Annotated in this window: 16 protein-coding genes; 10 read left to right on the forward strand and 6 right to left on the reverse strand. The window is 36.9% G+C overall.

The window, feature by feature from the left end; all coding sequences use genetic code 11:
- Positions 1 to 69 precede the first annotated feature (69 nt).
- From STA7437_RS09785 to STA7437_RS09800, 4 genes are all read left to right on the forward strand, one after another.
- Positions 70 to 1,071 (forward strand): serine/threonine protein kinase, encoded by a 1,002-nt coding sequence (locus tag STA7437_RS09785; RefSeq protein ID WP_015193224.1) that lies wholly within the window; start codon positions 70 to 72, stop codon positions 1,069 to 1,071.
- Between the two features lie 23 nt (positions 1,072 to 1,094).
- Positions 1,095 to 2,072, forward strand: coding sequence for a hypothetical protein (locus STA7437_RS09790; RefSeq protein WP_015193225.1), 978 nt, complete (start codon positions 1,095 to 1,097; stop codon positions 2,070 to 2,072).
- Positions 2,065 to 3,021, forward strand: coding sequence for a hypothetical protein (locus STA7437_RS09795; protein WP_015193226.1), 957 nt, complete (start codon positions 2,065 to 2,067; stop codon positions 3,019 to 3,021). Before STA7437_RS09790 ends, STA7437_RS09795 begins: the two co-directional genes overlap by 8 nt.
- Positions 3,022 to 3,297: 276 nt before the next feature.
- Positions 3,298 to 5,460: a right-handed parallel beta-helix repeat-containing protein gene (locus tag STA7437_RS09800; protein WP_015193227.1), complete on the forward strand. Its 2,163-nt coding sequence runs from the start codon at positions 3,298 to 3,300 to the stop codon at positions 5,458 to 5,460.
- Between the two features lie 356 nt (positions 5,461 to 5,816).
- Here STA7437_RS09800 and tnpA read toward each other — a convergent pair whose 3' ends face one another.
- Positions 5,817 to 6,218 (reverse strand): IS200/IS605 family transposase, encoded by a 402-nt coding sequence (gene tnpA / locus STA7437_RS09805; protein ID WP_015191811.1) that lies wholly within the window; start codon positions 6,216 to 6,218, stop codon positions 5,817 to 5,819.
- Between the two features lie 51 nt (positions 6,219 to 6,269).
- Between tnpA and STA7437_RS09810 the strand changes: the two genes are divergently transcribed.
- Positions 6,270 to 7,454, forward strand: a complete 1,185-nt coding sequence (locus STA7437_RS09810; RefSeq protein ID WP_015193229.1) for an RNA-guided endonuclease InsQ/TnpB family protein — start codon at positions 6,270 to 6,272, stop codon at positions 7,452 to 7,454.
- A 357-nt stretch (positions 7,455 to 7,811) separates the two neighbouring features.
- A complete protein-coding gene (gene gyrB / locus STA7437_RS09815) occupies positions 7,812 to 9,740 on the forward strand; it encodes a DNA topoisomerase (ATP-hydrolyzing) subunit B (RefSeq protein WP_015193230.1) in 1,929 nt (642 codons plus the stop codon).
- Positions 9,741 to 10,094: 354 nt separating this feature from the next.
- On the opposite strand, the gene STA7437_RS09820 is transcribed toward gyrB, so the two are convergent.
- Positions 10,095 to 10,877 (reverse strand): hypothetical protein, encoded by a 783-nt coding sequence (locus STA7437_RS09820; RefSeq protein WP_015193231.1) that lies wholly within the window; start codon positions 10,875 to 10,877, stop codon positions 10,095 to 10,097.
- A 113-nt stretch (positions 10,878 to 10,990) separates the two neighbouring features.
- On the opposite strand from STA7437_RS09820, the gene holA reads away from it, so the two are divergent.
- On the forward strand, positions 10,991 to 12,019 hold the full coding sequence (gene holA, locus STA7437_RS09825; protein WP_015193232.1) for a DNA polymerase III subunit delta: 1,029 nt from the start codon (positions 10,991 to 10,993) through the stop codon (positions 12,017 to 12,019).
- On the opposite strand, the gene STA7437_RS09830 is transcribed toward holA, so the two are convergent.
- The gene (locus STA7437_RS09830) at positions 12,016 to 12,918 is read right to left on the reverse strand and encodes a glycosyltransferase family 2 protein (RefSeq protein ID WP_015193233.1); all 903 of its coding nucleotides are present in this window, start codon (positions 12,916 to 12,918) and stop codon (positions 12,016 to 12,018) included. The genes holA and STA7437_RS09830 overlap by 4 nt on opposite strands.
- A gap of 378 nt (positions 12,919 to 13,296) precedes the next feature.
- On the opposite strand from STA7437_RS09830, the gene STA7437_RS26560 reads away from it, so the two are divergent.
- Both STA7437_RS26560 and STA7437_RS09835 read left to right on the forward strand, forming a co-directional pair.
- Positions 13,297 to 13,449, forward strand: coding sequence for a hypothetical protein (locus STA7437_RS26560; RefSeq protein ID WP_015193234.1), 153 nt, complete (start codon positions 13,297 to 13,299; stop codon positions 13,447 to 13,449).
- 12 nt (positions 13,450 to 13,461) lie between these two features.
- The gene (locus tag STA7437_RS09835; RefSeq protein WP_015193235.1) at positions 13,462 to 13,734 is read left to right on the forward strand and encodes a DUF4278 domain-containing protein; all 273 of its coding nucleotides are present in this window, start codon (positions 13,462 to 13,464) and stop codon (positions 13,732 to 13,734) included.
- Between the two features lie 205 nt (positions 13,735 to 13,939).
- On the opposite strand, the gene STA7437_RS09840 is transcribed toward STA7437_RS09835, so the two are convergent.
- The 3 genes from STA7437_RS09840 to STA7437_RS09850 all read right to left on the reverse strand — a co-directional run bounded on the left by STA7437_RS09840 (position 13,940) and on the right by STA7437_RS09850 (position 16,735).
- On the reverse strand, positions 13,940 to 14,284 hold the full coding sequence (locus STA7437_RS09840; protein ID WP_015193236.1) for a hypothetical protein: 345 nt from the start codon (positions 14,282 to 14,284) through the stop codon (positions 13,940 to 13,942).
- Between the two features lie 378 nt (positions 14,285 to 14,662).
- Positions 14,663 to 15,739, reverse strand: a complete 1,077-nt coding sequence (locus STA7437_RS09845) for an anthranilate phosphoribosyltransferase family protein (protein WP_015193237.1) — start codon at positions 15,737 to 15,739, stop codon at positions 14,663 to 14,665.
- 15 nt (positions 15,740 to 15,754) lie between these two features.
- On the reverse strand, positions 15,755 to 16,735 hold the full coding sequence (locus STA7437_RS09850; RefSeq protein ID WP_015193238.1) for a LysR family transcriptional regulator: 981 nt from the start codon (positions 16,733 to 16,735) through the stop codon (positions 15,755 to 15,757).
- Positions 16,736 to 17,148: 413 nt separating this feature from the next.
- Here STA7437_RS09850 and STA7437_RS09855 point away from each other — a divergent pair, with 413 nt between their 5' ends.
- Positions 17,149 to 18,900, forward strand: a complete 1,752-nt coding sequence (locus STA7437_RS09855; protein WP_015193239.1) for a sugar phosphorylase — start codon at positions 17,149 to 17,151, stop codon at positions 18,898 to 18,900.
- The last annotated feature ends 27 nt before the right edge of the window (positions 18,901 to 18,927 follow it).

The following is an 18,927-nucleotide window of genomic DNA, read 5'->3' on the forward strand; positions in this document are numbered from 1 at the left end:
CATTCATTAATAACTGAAGCTACCTAGTTTAACGTAGTGGTCTAAATTGCAACAGTTGTGGTTCACCAGATGACTACTTCTAGTAAAATTACTGGAGTTCTCTCCCGTGGAACAGAGCTTTTAAGCGGTGTATATCAAATCAGAAAAGTTTTAGGACAAGGCGGATTTGGTATTACCTACCAGGGTGTAGATACTAGATTAAATCGACCTGTAGCTCTGAAAGAGTTTTTTCCCGAAGGTTGTTGGCGACAAGGTACAACTGTAATTTCCGCAGGAAGATGGACAGTGGACACCTATAGTGATGCAAAACAGAAGTTTCTTCAAGAAGGGCAAACTTTAGGACAATTCAACCATCCAGGCATAGTCAGAGTCTTTTATTACTTTGAAGAAAACAATACTGCTTATATGGTAATGGAATATCTTCACGGTAAGACTTTGGCGGAGTTACTCTCTCTGCGCGGTGGAAAAATGTCGGAAACGGAAGCTTTACAATATATGGAAAAAATTGGTAAAGCTCTAGAAATTCTACATAACGCTCAGTTTCTACATCGGGATATCAAGCCTGATAACATCATGTTAACAAATGATGGCAGGGTGGTTTTGATTGATTTTGGAGCAGCAAGGGATTTTACTGCTCGTAATACGCAAAGATTCACCGCTATGTTTACCCCTGGATATGCGCCGTTAGAACAATATGGTCAAGCCTTGAAAATGGGACCTTATACTGACCTTTATGCTCTCGGTGCAACTTTATACCATTTACTCACAGGCGTAGTTCCTTTGTCTGCGGTAGAAAGGGCAGCAGGAATGGAGTTGAAATCAGCCCGACAACTTAATCCTGAGATTAGACCCCATATTTCTCAAGCAATTACTACAGCAATGGCGATGGAAGTTCAAGCACGCGCACAATCGGTAGGAGAATTTCTTCAGCTTTTACGGGGTAATCAAGCTAATTTTTTGGCAGAAGAACAATTAAATTTTTATCAATCTTTTCAAGATCCTTGGAGTCCCTTTAATTCATGCCCAAGAATTAATCCTAAACCGACTAATTCTTCTGATTCTTGGTTTTAAATTTTCAATTCACAATTAAGCTCATGATGTTAAAAGATATCAAAATTACGATGTTAGGTACGAGTGGAGCAGGTAAGACTAGTTATCTACTCGGAATGTATGCGGTGATGCAGACAGGGGTACAGGGTTTTACCATCTCCGCTAGAGATATGGATACAGATTTAGATTTGACTGAGAAATGGGAAAAATTAATCAACGTTCAAGGCGAAGATCGTTGGCCTACTCCTAATGCAGGCGCAATGGAGAATTATAATTTTGATTTTAGCTACGGTTTTCGCCCGATTATGGGGTTTGAATGGATGGATTATCGAGGTCTAGCTTTAAGCGATCGCTCTGGGGAACAAGATGTTCAACAATTGAGTAGTTACTTGGCAGATTCCGATTGTTTGTTTTTGTGTGTTTCAGGAGAACATTTAGGAGATCAAGTTACTCCCACCACTGTTAGAGAAATTAAAAGCGATCGCATGAATCAGTTTATTCAGCAGGTGATTAGTAGACACAAACAACCCGATCCTGAACGTCCTTTTCCTGTAGTCATTGCGATTACTAAATATGACCTGTGTTTTCATCGAGAAAAACAAGCGGTGATTGAAGACATCAAAAAATTGTTTCAGGCATTGTTTACCCCTGATTCTGGTTGGTTGGTGATGATTTGTCCTGTCAGTTTAGGCAAAGAACTTTGTCAAGATCCAGAACACGGTAACATCGTTCCTGTTAATGTTCACCTCCCCATCGTCTTTTCAATTTATTCTCAGTTGAGAGCTTATGGGTTAAAACTTAAAAATAGTCGCGACCGCGCTTATGAAGAAATAGATCGTCTCAAACAAGCTAGCCCACTCATTCAGTGGTTAAAAAGATGGGAATTTCGAGAAAAAGCAGAAAGATTACAAGATTTAGAAGCTGAAATTACAACTGTAGAAGCCAATATGAACTTACTTGCTCAACAATTACGACAAGTTTCAATGTTTTTCAGTGGTAGTGAGGTAACCGCCGATGTCTGAACGCAAATGGGCTGCCATTGTTTACGGACGTAGTTATTACTTGGATTTTCGTCTAATTGCTGTTCCTAAAGACTTTAGTAACAGAAAAATAGATTGGGCATTAGAACATATTATTGCGACTACTAGAACGGCGGATAAATTATCTGCTCATCCTCGTTGGTCTTTATTTAAAGATAAATCTCATTGCATTATTGGTGTTACTTGTATGGTGCGAGATTTACTTGGCAATTTGACTAATGAAGCAGGACAAGATTTAACTCAAGATAATTGTGGTCGACCTCTTTATGTGTTTGTTGGCTATAGTACCAAATTAGAAAATTCCCAACCATCGACTAATTATTTTCCTTATATGGGCAATAATTTAAAGATTTTTCAGCCTCTTTACGATTATGTTCAACAGCAATGGCAAGTTAAAAAATATGACCGAGATCATAATCAAACGATCATAACAGATTATCACAATTTAATTATAGAAAACCCATTTAGCAATTACTCAACTAACGATAAAAATTTTACTATTAATCATCAATATCGTGTTCCTAACCGCATTTTTCTTTGGCAAGATTTAGAAATTTGGCGACAAAAATTATGGTATAAAGCTGCTGATTGTCAACAGCCTCTATCTCTTTGTTTGGGTGCTAATAAACAAAAAGATTTGATTACAAGTCCTTTTCATAACGGAACAGTTGAAGATATTAACGAATTTATTATTCAAGAAAAAACTAATTTAGCCAATCAATTTCAATCTAGTTCTCTATCTCAAAAAATTTCCGAAAAGATTAAAACAGACCTCAAAATTACTTTTCAAAATGCAGAAAAAGCTGCCGTTGTCGGACAAGAAATAATTAATAATTTGGGTACGAAAGTAAATCAAAAATCAACTTCAAATTCTACTGAAAATTTTGGATTTAAACCTAAAAATTCTAATCCAGACCGAGATTGGTTTTAAAGTTTTAATGTTTAATAGTTTCAGGTTTGAGCAAATTTCTGGTAGCTGTTTATTTGACCTTTTTTTGAGTAGTCGTGCAAAATTAATTACTTAGTAGAGACAAGGCAGTGCTTCTTCGCCTCGCTCAGGAGGACACAGAGGACAGGATGAAATTTGAAATGTGTAAATAATTAGCAATTGCAGTATATAGCCAGATCAGAGTTTTTTTTTCTACGATGGTAAAAATAGGCAATTTAGTTTAATTGAAGCATCAACAATAAACTGAAAGAATTTTTAATGAATCGTCGAATTTTTTTGACCTGGATCTGGTTAGGTTTTTTAGCGAGTAGTTCTCCTAGAGCGATCGCTAGTATCATCACGCAGAATAAACACCACTCAGACTTCAATTCTTCATCAAACAACTCAAAAGCAGTCGTTTTTTATGTAGCCACCAATGGTAGCGATCGCTGGTCGGGAAAACGGAAAAGATCAAATTATGCCAAACAAGACGGCCCTTTTGCGACTCTAAAACGAGCGCGGGATGCAATCCGAGAACTTAAACATCAGCAAGGTGGAACTCTTCAGCAACCTGTAACTGTATTACTGCGCGGTGGCACTTACTTTTTGTCAGAACCACTAATCTTGACTCCTGAAGATTCTGGGACAGCAGATTATCCGATTACCTATAGAGCATATCCCAACGAAAAACCAATCATTAGTGGTGGACAACCTATAACCAATTGGAAAAAACAAGGCGATCTCTGGGTTGCCAACTTACCCAAAGTAAAACAAAAACAATGGTACTTTCGCTTGCTTCGGGTTAACGAACATTGGGCAATTCGCGCTCGTTATCCTAACTTCGATCCGAAACATCCTCTTACAGGAGGTTGGTTATATGTAGATCAACCAGAAAGTGTTTCTGAGCAATCTTTACGCGATCGCCTTCCGCTCTCTCCTGACAAATTTCCGAATTGGCAAAACTGGGAGGGAGCAGAAGTCCATATTTTTTTGAAACGTAATTATGGCAATGCCATTTTTCCAGTCTCTGATGTGGATCGAGACAATCATAGCCTGTTAGGTAATTTCGTTAACACCAGTTATCCTACTGATTTTGGTAATCGCTTTTTGATTGAAAATGTTCGTGAAGCTCTAGATAGTCCTGGTGAGTGGTATTTAGACATCAAAACTGGTGAGTTATTGTATTGGTCGACAGAAGCTGACTTTCCCAACAATGTAGAAGTAGTCGCACCTATCATGACTAAGCTAATTATGTTACAGGGAGAAAGCCAAACAGAAAGTTTTGTCGAACACCTTAATTTTCAAGAATTAACTTTCACAGATACCGACTACACTTTGGCAGACTATTATTTTGTCTCGGCAGACGCTGCGATTTGGTTATCAGCAACCCGACAATGCACCATCGAAAATTGCTTTTTTACCAATCTTGGCGGAAACGCAATCTGGCTAGAACAACACAGTCACAATAATCAGATCGTAAGCAACCAGATGAAACATTTAGGCAATGGTGGTGTCGTACTTTGGGGAAAAACCGAAAACCAGCCCTTCGACAATCTAATTGCTGCAAATGAATTTGAAGATCTTGGCAAAATCTATAAACATACAAGCGGTGTCTATGTAATATCTGGCAGTGGTAATAAAATTGCTTACAACCAGATTAAACATTCATCTCGCTATGGTATCTATCTCGTCTCTCTAGGTAACGATCATTATTCCCATAACAACCTGATCGAATTTAATGAAGTCATAGATTCTAGTCTAGAAACAGTCGACACCTGTGCCATTGGAACTTTAGGAAGGGATCAACAACCAAGCAACAATATCATTCGTTTTAACTCGATTCGTAACGTCGTCGGCATGGGAACTACAACAAGTGGAGAAATTATCTCACCATATTTCTCTTGGGGATTTTATCTTGATGACTACAGCAGTAAAATCACAATTTATGGAAATATTGTTGTGGGAACAGTATTAGGCGCGATTTGTCTTAACGGTGGCAAAAATAATTATGTCGAAAATAATATCTTTATCGATGGCTTAAGAATGCAAATTCGATTGCGGACACGGGATGAGTTTATGACAGATAATATTTTTTTGCGTAACATCATCGTGTACAAAGAGTCAGATGCAAAGCTCTGGGCAAGTGCTGGAACATGGCGACGCGATATCATATCAGAATGTGATTTTAATCTTTACTGGCAACAAGAAGATTTAGACATAGCCAAGATTAAAGAATCTATCACCCCTGAAGGAAACTTAAATCAATGGCAAGCAGCAGGATTTGATCTCAATTCCTTAATTGCAGAGCCGTTATTTGTTGCTCCTGAAAAGGATGACTTTAGGCTTCAGTCTAATTCCCCTGCTTTTAAATTGGGTTTTCAAAAGATTCCCGTCGAACAGATTGGGTTAAAGGGTTTTAATTCCAATCAAGGCAAAGCTTAAAAAGCATTTATAAAGATAAAAAAGAGAAGAGAAAACAAATAAATTACTACCCGTCAACAAGACTGTAAATCTAGCTGATATCATGACTGCTATCAATACCAAGGAAAAAGGGACTAAAACCTACAAGGGTATCGTTTCAGCCATGAAAGCGTTAGTTAGATTAAATAAGCGTAGAGACATTCTAGAAGAACTTGATGTACTTACCGTTAAGGTTACCCAAAGAAGAAAACGATAAAAAACAACAATAGATGAGTTTTTAGGATGGAGAGATAAAGTATTAGGAATTAATACATTCACTTTTTGAAAAGCTAATTTGTCAAACTTATCGAAAATTTTGGGTTTAAAACCCCGTGCTTCTAGCAGGGCTTTTCTTGCTTTTGAATGTATTTCTTTAAGACTTCAAGAGGTGCGCCGCCTACGGTTGAAGTGAAGTAGCTTGGACTCCACAGAGCGTCCTTTCCGTAAGGCTTTTTAAACCCTGCTTGACCATAGCGACGACTAGAGACTCCTTTTAAAGCATTAACCATCTGCGATACAGACAACTTTGGAGGAAACTCAATGAGCGCATGGATATGGTCAGATTCTCCATTAAATTCCAGAATTTTGAAATTCATCTTTCGCGCAACTTCCGCAAAAGATTTCTCAATTACGCTCAGGCTTTCAGCCGTTAGAATCGACCTACGGTATTTAATTACACAGACCAAGTGAATCTTAAGGTCAGATACGCTGTGTCTTTCCTGGCGAAGTTGAGTTGTCATTTTTAACAGACCAATGTATAATCGAATCACAGACCAATCTTATTATAAGCGATGAAAGCTCGATATCAATACAGATTTTACCCAACCATCCAACAACAGGTGAGTTTAGCTCAACTGTTTGGCTGTGTTCGAGTTGTCTGGAATGATGCCTTAGCTTTCTGCAAGGAGTCGGAAAAGCTGCCAGGGTATAACAAGCTTGCTGCCAGGTTGACTCAAACCAAAAGACTCGAAACAAGAGAATGGTTAAGGGAGGTTTCTTCTGTCCCATTGCAGCAATCCTTAAGACAATTAGACACTGCCTACAAGAACTTTTTCGAGTCCAGAAATGGAAAGAGAAAAGGCAGCAAAGTAGGCTCACCTAAATTTAAGAAGAAAGTGAGTCGCCAGTCAGCAACCTTTGCCAATACGGCTTTTAAGGTTTCTGATGGTGAAGTCTATTTAGCTAAGATTGGTAATTTAAAGCCAGTTTGGTCTAGAGAACTTCCCTCACATCCAAGTTCTGTAACTGTGATTAAAGATTGTGCTGGACGCTATTTTCTAAGCTTTGTAGTTGAGGTTGTACCTAATCAAGTTGAGGCTAAAAATCAAAGTATTGGAATTGATTTGGGTATCAAAACGTTTGCTGTGATGAGCAATGGCTTTAAGGCAACAAGCCCCGACTACTCGAAACAGAATCGTAAAGTTCGCAAACTACAGAAGAAGTTAGCACGCCAACAAAAGGACTCTAAACGGAGAAATAAGACTCGTCTTCAAATTGCCAAACTGCATAATCGGATTGCCGAGACTCGGAAAGATTTTCTACATAAACTATCGACTAAAACAGTTAACGACAACCAAGTGATTGTTTTGGAAGATTTAAATGTGTCAGGAATGGTTAAGAATCGTCGATTAGCCAGAGCGATTAGTTTGCAAGGCTGGCGAGAGTTTAGAAATTTGTGTGAAGCTAAGTCGGAAAAGTCTGGTCGGACATTTCAAACGATTGATAGATGGCAACCGACTAGCCAAGTTTGCTGTGACTGTGGTTTCAGGTGGGGGAAGATCGATCTTTCAGTACGTTTTGTAGTCTGTTTGAGTTGCGGTATAGAGCAAGACAGAGACGAAAATGCAGCAAAAAATATAGAAATGGTCGGGATAGGGCATTGCCACGACCTTAAACGGACGCAGAGAGACTGTAGGACCAGTTCGCTGGCAGGACTCGATGAAGTGTCAAGAATCACTGCGGCTTCAGCCCAGTGAGTATGTCAATCATCCAAAGTAATTATCAAATCCGTTAACCCGTTGTGATTACTGTTTACTTCTGTTTTCTGCCTCCTGTCTTCTTATCCGCTCAACTAAAAAGTGATTTGGGCAATCAATCATCATTAAAGCTTTAAAACTATACTTAAAATCAAAAAAAAATATATATTTATCTAGATAGAACAAAAGTATTATATATTTAAGACAGCCAACTATATTCAAAAAGGGATGTATCTAGCAATAAAAATATCTTCAACTTCATTTAAAACCGCCTCATTACCTTTTGTGTTAGAATTTTTGGGTATTTTGTCATAAAAAAGCTTTTATCAAGCTTTAAGCCATTTTTGGAGAGACTACATGACTAGTAGCTACGGTGCAGATCAGATTCAAGTTCTTGAAGGTCTAGAAGCAGTACGCAAGCGTCCAGGGATGTATATTGGTTCGACAGGACCAAGGGGACTTCATCATCTAGTATACGAGGTGGTAGACAATTCAATCGATGAGGCACTAGCTGGCTATTGTACCCACATTGAAATAGAGCTTAATGCCGATGGTTCTGTTCGTGTCACTGATGATGGCAGGGGTATTCCGACAGGGATTCATCCTAAAACGGGTAAGTCTGCTTTAGAAACAGTCATGACTGTCTTACACGCTGGTGGTAAATTTGGTGGAGGTGGTTACAAAGTTTCTGGAGGATTACACGGTGTTGGTGTATCTGTAGTAAACGCATTGTCCGAATGGGTAGAAGTAACCGTCTGGCGCGATCAAAAAATTCATACTCAACGTTACGAGCGAGGTATTCCCAGTGGTGATTTAGTAGTTCAAGCCAATATTCAAGAACCGCAGCGCACGGGAACAGCAGTACATTTCTTTCCAGACACTAAAATTTTTACTGAAACTATTCATTTTGAATACAATGTCTTGGCAGGAAGATTAAGAGAATTAGCTTATCTCAATGCGGGAGTAAAAATTACTTTTACTGACCATCGTATAGAAGAAACCCGTCAAGAAATCTATTTTTATGAAGGTGGGATCAAAGAGTATGTCACCTACATGACAAGGGAAAAAGAACCTCTACATCAAGATATTATTTATGTTCAAGGTGAAAAGAACGGCGTAAATATCGAAGTTGCTTTGCAGTGGTGCGTTGATGCCTTTAATGATAATTTGTTAGGCTTTGCAAATAATATCCGTACTATTGATGGCGGTACTCATTTAGAAGGATTAAAAACTGTTCTTACCAGAACGATCAACAATATTGCTCGTAAACGCAACAAAATCAAAGAAAATGAATCTAATCTGGGGGGCGAAAACGTCCGCGAAGGTTTAACTGGGGTAATATCGGTTAAAGTACCCGATCCAGAATTTGAAGGACAAACCAAAACCAAACTAGGTAATACAGAAGTCCGAGGAATAGTAGATTCTTTAGTTGGGGAAGTTCTCAACGAATATTTAGAATTCAATCCTCAAGTAGCAGATTCTGTGATTGAGAAAGCAGTTCAAGCTTTTAAAGCAGCAGAAGCAGCAAGAAGGGCAAGAGAATTAGTCCGACGCAAATCAGTTTTAGAATCTTCTCCCTTACCTGGTAAATTAGCAGATTGTAGTTCTCGCGATCCAGGAGAGTCAGAAATATTCCTCGTAGAAGGCGATAGTGCAGGCGGAAGCGCGAAACAAGGAAGAGACAGACAATTCCAAGCTATTTTGCCCCTAAGAGGTAAAATTCTCAATATTGAAAAGACTGATGATGCCAAAATCTACAAAAACAATGAAATTCAGTCTTTAATTACTGCCCTTGGTTTGGGGATTAAAGGGGAAGAATTCGATTCGTCTCAGTTACGCTATCATCGCGTGGTTATAATGACTGACGCTGATGTTGATGGGGCGCACATCAGAACGCTGTTACTTACTTTCTTCTATCGCTATCAACGGGAATTAGTCGATCAAGGATACGTATATATAGCTTGTCCTCCACTTTATAAAGTAGAACGGGGACGCAATCATTATTATTGTTATAGCGATCGCGAGTTACAACAATTGACTAGGGAATTTCCTGCTAATGCTAACTATACAATCCAACGATTCAAAGGTTTAGGGGAGATGATGCCCGAACAACTTTGGGAAACTACCATGAACCCTGAAACCCGTACCCTGAAACGAGTAGAGATTGAAGATGCAGCCGAAGCTGACCGAATTTTTACCGTTTTAATGGGCGATCGCGTTGCCCCCAGAAGAGAGTTTATTGAAACTCATGGTTCAAGATTAGATCTCAACGAGCTTGATATTTAATATTTGTCGTTTTACTCATAAGCTTAAATATCAGGTTCAATTTAGGGTATCTCACGGGGTTCATAAACGCCTGAACTTGCTTCAGGCAAAGACCCCTGATAATTATAAGAGATATTTTATGACTATTTCTAGGACGCTACGCAAGAAACGTGGATATAGAAACCAAATGGGTTCTATAAAAAAAGTTTTGTTTTAATCCGCCTCCGAACTGACAGCAGTTGAAGGCGTGAACAAAGATAGTAGGAGTAGAGACAAACTAGAAAATAAGCTCAAAGTCCCGTAAGGAAAAGCTTTAAAACAGCCGAAACCTAGAATTTAGCGTTAACAAACCTTACAATTCCTGGAAAATGGCGATTATTTATTTTCCCATGTGACTAAAGCCCAATCAGAATCACGATTGTATTGCATCATATCCTCAAACTTACGTAATTCCGCTCGTTGCACTGTCATAATTAAAGGCGGAATTTCGAGTAAGCTGTCATTTAATTGAGAAATAACTTGACTCAATTTGTTTTTACTTACCTCAGTAATGTTTTCGCCAAAGTAACCTAAAGTAATATGTGCGGTAAAATCATATTGTTGTTCGATACCGAGAGCCATTAAACCAGAATTTTGATAGATAGCACGGCGTAATTTGATAATCGCTTCGTAACTGTCTTGGTCTTTGGGTGCAAGATAAACTAAAATGGCACGGGGTCGGATACCGAACCCTAATAATTCCCAAGAGATGGTCTGAGTAGAATGAGCGAGAGTTTGATATTGTTGAAAACTTTCTTGAATTTGTTGTTGTAGTTTTTGATCGTAATTAGGACTGTCTGCTGCTGCTTGACGATAGGTACTGTCCCAAATTAAATCGGCTAAGGTAAAGTGAAAGCTTTCTGATGATAAAGGAATTACAATGCCTTCATCTAATTGCTCAAATAATTTTTGGGCTAATTGATTTAATTGAGTATAAAATTCTTGATTAATACTATCTTCTTCTGCGGGAGGAGTAATGATACTGTAGCCAGGAAAAGATACTGGTTGACCATCAACAAATTTAGGAGATGGCTGAATAGATTGTAGTTGGCTAGCATAAGAATCTGCTAGTGTCAGTCTAGCTACGCGATTAATATAATCTTGATAAGTTTCGTCCAAGCCTCTTTACCTCCGACCATTAGTTAAACTTCAATAACAGTTAATCAAGTTTGTCTGACTAACTCTGTAGCTTTTGATGCTTGCTTTAATATACCTAATTTGGATAGTAAACTATGCCTATTTATTTGTATTGGGGAGAAGACGATTTTGAGATCGATAGGGCAGTAGTTCAATTACAGCAACAAATTCTTAATCCTGATTGGCAACAATTTAATTATCATAAACTACCAGGCGATCGCAAGGAAACTATTCTTGAAGGATTAAATCAAGTGATGACTCCTGTATTTGGTATGGGAGAACGTTTGGTTTGGTTAGCCGAGACTAATCTATGTCAGCAATGTTCGGATGATCTTTTAATTGAATTGCAACGAACCTTACCAGTTGTGCCTGATACTTCTCATCTGTTGTTGACTACTAGCAAAAAACCCGATAGTCGACTCAAAGTAACTAAATTAATTAAAGAATATGCTCAAGTCAAAGAATTTACTTTAATTCCTCCCTGGGAAACAGATAGGTTAATTACAAAGGTTAAAGAAACCGCTCAAACTAAAGCAGTTCCACTTACTTCCAAAGCAATTGAATTACTAGCAGATTCAGTTGGAAATAATACTAGACAATTATGTAATGAATTAGATAAATTAAGTCTTTATTATCAAGACCATCATCAACCACTCGATCAAAAGGCGACCGCTTACGCGCCAGCTTCGCTGTCCACACCGTGCCTCGGCGAAGCCGAGATCGCTTCTTTAGTTATTTGTAATACTCAAAATAGCATCAAACTAGCTGAAGCCATTATAGCTGGTAAAACTGCTACAGCTTTGGGATTAATAAGCGATTTAATTAATTTAAACGAACCTCCTTTAAAGATAGTTGCTACTTTGGTAGCAAAATTTCGTACTTGGTTAGTTATTAAACTGATGGAAGAAACAGGCAATAGAGACAATAAACTAATAGCTGAAGCAGCCGAAATTGGTAATCCTTTTCGAGTTAAATACTTACAAAGAGAAATTGCTACTTTATCTTCTCAACAGTTGATTACTGCTTTACCTCTACTATTAGATTTAGAATATAGTCTCAAAAAAGGAGCAAACTCTTTAGCTACTTTGCAGACTAAAATCATTGAATTGTGTTGTTTATTTTAACTTACTGAAGAGTGGAACAAAACCTCAACTTTCGTCTCAGGATTCAAATCAATATTTTGCTGAAGATTAGCTTTTACTTGTGGAGGAAAAGAAGCTTGCATTTCTTCTACTTTTAAAATAATTAAATACTCATAAAATGCCTGTAAAGTACACCAAGCAAATCCTGCTTTACCATCCCAAATACCACCAAGGATAAAATACATATAAAACCAACGAATCAAAGGACGAAAAGGCAAACGTAAAGACAAGTCTTTTAAGGCACGTCTTCTTTCTACTTCTGATTTACCAAAGAATAATTGTTGCCAATTAACTTTACCTTTGTTAAGTTGCTTAATAGTTTCTGCTGCTTCATCCGTTGAGTAACGATTGTGTTTATCTAACCAACGACTTAAACCTTTACCAGAAGTATAATGAGGATAAGTTTCTCTTAAAAATCCAGTATTACCTAAACAAACTTCTCTTTCAGTGTGACCATAATCATCAAACCAGACTTTTCTTTTTTCAAACAAACGCATTTGATAACGAGGATATTGGGTACTATGGCGAATCCATTTACCCATAAACATTACTCTTTCTGCCACATAATAACCGATCGCTTGTTGAGATTTAATTGCTGCTAAACATTCTGCAAATAATTCTGGAGTCATTCTTTCATCAGCCTCAAGAATATAAACCCATTCATATTTAGTGGGAATATTTTTTAGCATCCAAGTTCGTTGCTTCCCGTGACTTTCAAATTTGTGTTGTACAACTCGCACAGGATAAGTAGACGCAATTTCTACGGTACGATCTGTACTAAAAGAATCAACAACAATTACATCATCAGTCACAGAAGCAGATTCGATACAAGCAGCAATATCAATTTCTTCGTTGTAAGTAAGGATATAAATTGAAAACATTTTTATAAATAAAAGAAATGTAGTTTTGGCTAAAATTTAGATTATTTAAATCAGTTGTAAATGATTAGGCAATCAATTTACAAGGTTGTTGTCCCTACTTAAGCAAAACTTTATTTATACAAATAATCACTTTAAGTGTAAATACGTTCACAAATCTAACGTTGCTCTGATGATTTGTCGATTTCAATCGTTAAGTTAAGATAAAGAAATTTAATTTCTAATACTCGATTGATACTTTTCCAGAATTAAACATTTATTAATTATTGTTTAACCTCCGCCTCAATGTTATCAGGCTATAATTTTTTTGTTATCATTTTGTAGCTTTTGTTACAGAATTTTTTTTGGTAATTTCTAACACATTTTTAATTTTTATTTGCCATGACGATTCAACAACAATCTCGAATCTTACTTGTGCGTCAGCGTCAACGCAATAAACATCGTCAATTATCTTTGTTAAACCGTTTAGCTGAAGAAATAGTTGGTGACAGGCACGAAAATCTTACTGAAAATAAAAAATTCGATCTAGTCTGAGGAATAAAAATTATGAAATGCGGTTATCGTGGTGTTGTTTATGATTGTCAAGTGATTTCTCTAGAAATAAGAGAACAAGAAATTATTGGAATGTATCGAGGGGCTAATTTATATTCTAGACAAATTCAAACTTCGCTGAAATCTAACGACATTCTTCCGCTATTGATGCTGAAATATCGAGGAAATGCGTATGGTAAATCTTCTCCACAATATCTTTTTAATTCTGGTCGAAATAATTTAAAAAGAGAAAATAATTTTGATTCTTTAAAGCTTTTTTCTGAATGATTTTTGCAATAAATAAAATTAGTAGTAGGAGTAAGGCAGTGCCTTGCCCCTACATTAATTATGAATGATGAGGGATAAATAATCAAAAATTAACTATCAACAAAAACCAGTGCCTTTAACTCTATTTCATTTAATTAAGAAATCCTAAATCATTCTGTCTACTAATTTAATTAATGATTAAAATTTCAGGTTAATTAAAGCAATTTTATCTTCTACGTTCGATCAAGCTTAATGAAGCTTGAACTTTGCGAAGAAAACTTTCGTCGTTGATAGTTTCTGGTGCAAGTCTTCCTTTGTCAATTGCACTTTTAACCAATTGTTCAGCATCTATTGTTCCAAAATGTACTGATGAAATAAAAGTAGCACCACTAGGAATTCCTTGGTCAGTAAAATAACCTTGATAACCGTGAAAGACTAGATTGATGGGAGTAAGCTGGTCATTTTTATTAGTAGAAGTAGTATCAGCAGCAATTGTAGCTTCTGTACCAATCAAGATAGTAAGACTTGCGATCGCTAAACTATTAAACACTTTAAAACAAATCTTTTTCATAATAATTTTTCCTACTTGCTAGATTAAAACTAAATTCAACAGTAATTAAATATATTTGTTTTTAAATTTAAGTTATAGTTCAGATTGATTTTAAGAGTTTGTTTTATACAAAAAAGCTACCATTAAATCAGGAGTAATGATCAAGATTTAGGTAAAATTAATCGAAAATTTAAGTATTTTTGTCTAATGTTTAAAGTAAGACTTAAGTAAGTGGGTTTAATTAAATATAAAATGGCTGTGGCAGGTAATAGGAAACAGTTTAAGTTTAATAGCAGGGTTTTATAAATTATTGTGCCTAGTTACTTGTGACTAAGGAACAGATAGATTGAGCGATTGGTTTCAACCATTTAAAATTTTCTTTTTTTTCTCTGCGCTAATTCAAACTATTTCACTGAGAGTAACGCTAGTATTAGTAGTGATTTGACTTTGCAACTGATTTAATTTATCAGCGACTTTGCCTTGAGTTAAAATACTTTCTGCTTCAGTAAAACTGGTGGTTAAATCTGAACAAATCCCAAACCGCCAGAGATAAAAACCCCCATTTAAAATCGCTGAAGGCATTAATTCACAATTTTTTCCTGCGATGACTGCTTGTAGTTGTTCGATTAATTGAGGGGTAGATTCTAAAGACAAATCTGTGCCATCTAAATCGTAATCGCGGGGATGGAGATGAAGGCGTTCAAAGCTACCATCTGGTTGTCCTAAACCAATAATACCTGTACGACTTCGAGCAAGATCGCAACTACCTTCTAATCCTTTGACGGTGGTGTAGTGATTAATTCCTTTTAATTTAAAAGTTGCTTGAAAACGTTCTTCGGTAGGAGGATGAACGAAACCAGAAACCAGATGATAATTACCTATTAAGGGTGACCAAATTAATTCTGCGGTAGCAAAGGGAGGGCGTTTACCTATTTGATCGCGATAGGGTACTAGGGTATTAGCTTCAGGAAAGTGTTGCGGTAGATAAATAAAACCAATGCCTGTTTTTTCTAGTAAGTTAGTAGTTTGACTGATTGATAAACCAGCAAAATCAACTCCCAAGTTGCGCCAAATTTCGATTAAAGAAATTCCGTATTTAGTGGGCATACAATCCCCACCATGTAAAATTACAGGGATTCCTACTGTAGCTAAGATTAAAGCAGTAATCGGCATCAGTGGAACGGTACGCGATCGCCCGTCGTAAGGATTGCCAAATACAACAGGTAATTTAGTGTTAGTCTGAGCTAGAGTAAGTTTTGTGCCTAATTTTTCGTAAGCATCGAGCATTCCTGCCAATTCTTCAGGAGTTGGACGTTTAATTCGATGAGCAATCATAAAAGCACCAATTTGAGCGGGAGTTGCTTGTTGTTGCAACATCATTAAAGTTGCCATCTCTGCTTCTTGGCGAGTTAAATCTTTACCAGTATGAGTACCGCTACCGACTTTTTTTAATAATTCTCGAAACTGATTGCTCATAGCCTGTTATGGTAATTAGCAATTACCTACTAATTGTTTCTCATTCAATAAAGTAGTTGTAATGTGATTCATTTGTTTAACCAGATTGCAAAAATAAGCAATTGGCGGAATTGACAAGCGATCGCTTGTGGTGACTAAGACTACCTGACGAGTTAAATGGTTTTTAAGTTCTACGGATGAAATATCCTGAGAGATTAACTGATCGGGTGTACTAATTGAACGAACTGCTAAAGTAGGATCTTTTCGAGATTCAATTAAAGCTGCTTGAGGAAGTAAGGCAATGATTTCTCCTTGTCTGACTACACCTCTAAAAGCATCAAGTGTATTCAATTCCATAATTGTTTTTGGTTCGACATTGTGACGGGCAAACCATTCTTGTACCAATCTTTGCATTCCATAACCATCTTTAAATACGACTTGGGGATATTTAACTAATTCTGACCAAGTAATAGTTTCATATTTAGTTAGGGGATGATCGACTGACATCAAAACTTGAATTTCTTCTTCATAAAGAACATCAACTACCATTTCTGCTGAAGAAGTTAAAAAACGATTATTCATCACAATCGCCACATCTACCAAACCATCTCGTAACACCTTCAAAGCGCGATCGCTTCCCAACGCTGTTACCCGTAACTGAATTTCTGGATGAGTAGCACAAAATTTCTGTAACACTGGCGGAAGATAATGAGCGCACACAGAATGAATTGCTGCGACACAAAGTTCTGGTTGTTTTCCTGCTGCCAAATCAGTAAACTCAGCACAAACTTTTTCCCATTCCTGGCAAATTTTTAGGGCGCGGGGTAATAATTTTTCTCCGCCTACCGTTAGTTTGGCTTGAGAAGTACGATGAAACAGAAGTAAGCCTAAATCTTGTTCTAAAGATTGAATTTGACGACTGATTGTAGATTGAGTTACCCCACATTTTTTGGCTGCCTGCCCAAAATTACCAGTTTCTGTCACAGCTAAAAAAGCTTGTAGTTGTTCAATCCGCATAAATATTTGCTTACTGCCAGTTTAATTTGCATTATGTTCATCGTTATGTTGACAATAACGAATTTGTTGCCGATGTTTAGTATAAATTGAGACAGTAATTTAGTTAAATTGAGCTAAAACTTCATCAATTTCTGACAAATGCGTCCTAACAATTGTTAACTGCTGATAACGTTAATGATTGATTATAAAAACTTAGATTTGCTAACTTAAATAAAAAAAATTAACACAATACCTAAAGAGAAGATCTCTTTCGTAACATCTAACCATTGAGTTTTTGTTCACAATAGAAAAACTACTTACTGAACTTAATCAGTGGTAGCTAATCAACTATCGGAGTCTACAAGCAAACAAAATTTTTAATCAACTTCGCTTGTCAGACTAATTGTATTCACAGCAGTAGATTATTGAGATTCATGACGGTATCGATAGAACAAGTCAAACATTTTTCCTGGAAAGTAAAACCATTACTCCAAAGACTGTATGGTAAAGAGGCAGCAGAAAAACTGGTAGACAAAATTTATCTTCTACTGGCAGAACATTTCGCACCGTTAAAAGAAGAAAATTTAAATAAATGGAGTCAAAATAACGTTCTTCTCATTACTTACGGTGATAGTGTAATTAATCCTACTACAGCAGAAAAGCCTTTAACTACTCTCGATCGCTTTCTCACTAAATATTTTCATGAGACAGTTACGGGAATTCATATTTTACCTTTTTTTCCCTATAGTTCTGATGACGGTTTTGCTGTAATTGATTATCTGCAAGTCAATCCCAAATTGGGAGATTGGGAAGATATTGAAAACATTGCCAGTAAATTCAATTTAATGGTTGATTTGGTAATCAATCATGTTTCCAGTCAAAGTGTTTGGTTTAAACAATATCAGCAAGGAGAGAAACCTGGATGTGATTATTTTATTGAAGTAGAACCAAGTATAGATCTTAGCGAAGTAGTTCGTCCCCGCAGCAGTTCACTTTTAGCCCCAGTTAAAACAGTTAATGGAACAAAGTATCTCTGGGCGACTTTTAGTCACGATCAACTCGATCTCAATTTTGCTAACCCTGATGTTTTGATCGAATTTATTAAAATTATCCTCTTTTATGTTCAAAGAGGCGCAAAATATATTCGTCTCGATGCGGTTGGTTATCTCTGGAAAAAAATTGGCACTAGCTGTATTCATCTAACTGAAACCCATGCAGCAATTAGACTGATGCGCGAATTGTTACAAATGTTAAATGCTGATGTTGCTTTAATTACCGAAACAAATGTACCTAATCGAGAAAATTTAAGCTACTTTGGTAATCGAGACGAAGCGCACATGATCTACAACTTTAGTCTCCCGCCCTTACTCCTCAATGCACTTTTGCAAGGAAAATCAGAACACCTCAAAACCTGGATGATGAGTATGCCACCAGCCCCAATTGGTTGTGCTTATCTTAACTTTACTGCTTCCCATGATGGTATTGGTGTTCGTCCCGCCGAAGGATTACTAGCAGAAGAAGAATATCATCAACTGTTAGAAACAATGCAAAAATTTGGCGGACAAATCAGTATGAGGCAAAAAGCTGATGGTACAGAAAGTCCTTATGAAATCAATATTTCTTTGTTTGATGCCTTAAGAGGAACTGTTCGCGGAGAAGATCAATGGCAAGTGGAAAGATTTATCTGTTCCCAAACCATTATGATGTCGATTGAAGGCATTCCTGCCTTTTACATTCATAGTTTATTGGCAACTCCGAATGATTATGATAATGTTGCTAAAACTGGACGCAAACGTTCGATTAATCGTCATCAATGGGAAATTAATCAATTAGAAGAATTGTTAAGTGATCCTCAATCACCTCAATCTCGTGTTTTGAAAGAACTTAGTCGCAGAATTAAAATTCGCCGTCGTCAACCCGCTTTTCATCCTAATGCGACTCAATACACTTTGCACCCGATGAATAAGACTTTATTTGCTTTTTGGCGCCAAAGTAGAGAAAGAGATCAAAGTATTTTCTGTATTTTTAATCTTAGCGATCGCCAGCAGAAATTACGTCTATCTTATCTCAATTTGGTTTGTACTGATACTTGGTACGATTTGATTGGTAATAAAATACTCGATGAGCAAGACGATAAAATGATGCTCAAACCTTATCAATCAATTTGGTTGACCAATAAGTTTTAACTAAAATTTAATTCTAAAACATAGGAT

The organism is Stanieria cyanosphaera PCC 7437 (genome assembly GCF_000317575.1).
Classification (GTDB): Bacteria; Cyanobacteriota; Cyanobacteriia; order Cyanobacteriales; family Xenococcaceae; genus Stanieria; species Stanieria cyanosphaera.

Excerpts from the sequence above, each read along its gene's own strand:
- STA7437_RS09785 (WP_015193224.1), top strand. The coding sequence starts at position 70 with ATGACTACTTCTAGTAAAATTACTGGAGTTCTCTCCCGTGGAACAGAG.
- STA7437_RS09790 (WP_015193225.1), top strand. The coding sequence starts at position 1,095 with ATGATGTTAAAAGATATCAAAATTACGATGTTAGGTACGAGTGGAGCA.
- STA7437_RS09795 (WP_015193226.1), top strand. The coding sequence starts at position 2,065 with ATGTCTGAACGCAAATGGGCTGCCATTGTTTACGGACGTAGTTATTAC.
- STA7437_RS09800 (WP_015193227.1), top strand. The coding sequence starts at position 3,298 with ATGAATCGTCGAATTTTTTTGACCTGGATCTGGTTAGGTTTTTTAGCG.
- tnpA (WP_015191811.1), bottom strand. The coding sequence starts at position 6,218 with ATGACAACTCAACTTCGCCAGGAAAGACACAGCGTATCTGACCTTAAG.
- STA7437_RS09810 (WP_015193229.1), top strand. The coding sequence starts at position 6,270 with ATGAAAGCTCGATATCAATACAGATTTTACCCAACCATCCAACAACAG.
- gyrB (WP_015193230.1), top strand. The coding sequence starts at position 7,812 with ATGACTAGTAGCTACGGTGCAGATCAGATTCAAGTTCTTGAAGGTCTA.
- holA (WP_015193232.1), top strand. The coding sequence starts at position 10,991 with ATGCCTATTTATTTGTATTGGGGAGAAGACGATTTTGAGATCGATAGG.
- STA7437_RS09830 (WP_015193233.1), bottom strand. The coding sequence starts at position 12,918 with ATGTTTTCAATTTATATCCTTACTTACAACGAAGAAATTGATATTGCT.
- STA7437_RS26560 (WP_015193234.1), top strand. The coding sequence starts at position 13,297 with ATGACGATTCAACAACAATCTCGAATCTTACTTGTGCGTCAGCGTCAA.
- STA7437_RS09835 (WP_015193235.1), top strand. The coding sequence starts at position 13,462 with ATGAAATGCGGTTATCGTGGTGTTGTTTATGATTGTCAAGTGATTTCT.
- STA7437_RS09840 (WP_015193236.1), bottom strand. The coding sequence starts at position 14,284 with ATGAAAAAGATTTGTTTTAAAGTGTTTAATAGTTTAGCGATCGCAAGT.
- STA7437_RS09845 (WP_015193237.1), bottom strand. The coding sequence starts at position 15,739 with ATGAGCAATCAGTTTCGAGAATTATTAAAAAAAGTCGGTAGCGGTACT.
- STA7437_RS09850 (WP_015193238.1), bottom strand. The coding sequence starts at position 16,735 with ATGCGGATTGAACAACTACAAGCTTTTTTAGCTGTGACAGAAACTGGT.
- STA7437_RS09855 (WP_015193239.1), top strand. The coding sequence starts at position 17,149 with ATGACGGTATCGATAGAACAAGTCAAACATTTTTCCTGGAAAGTAAAA.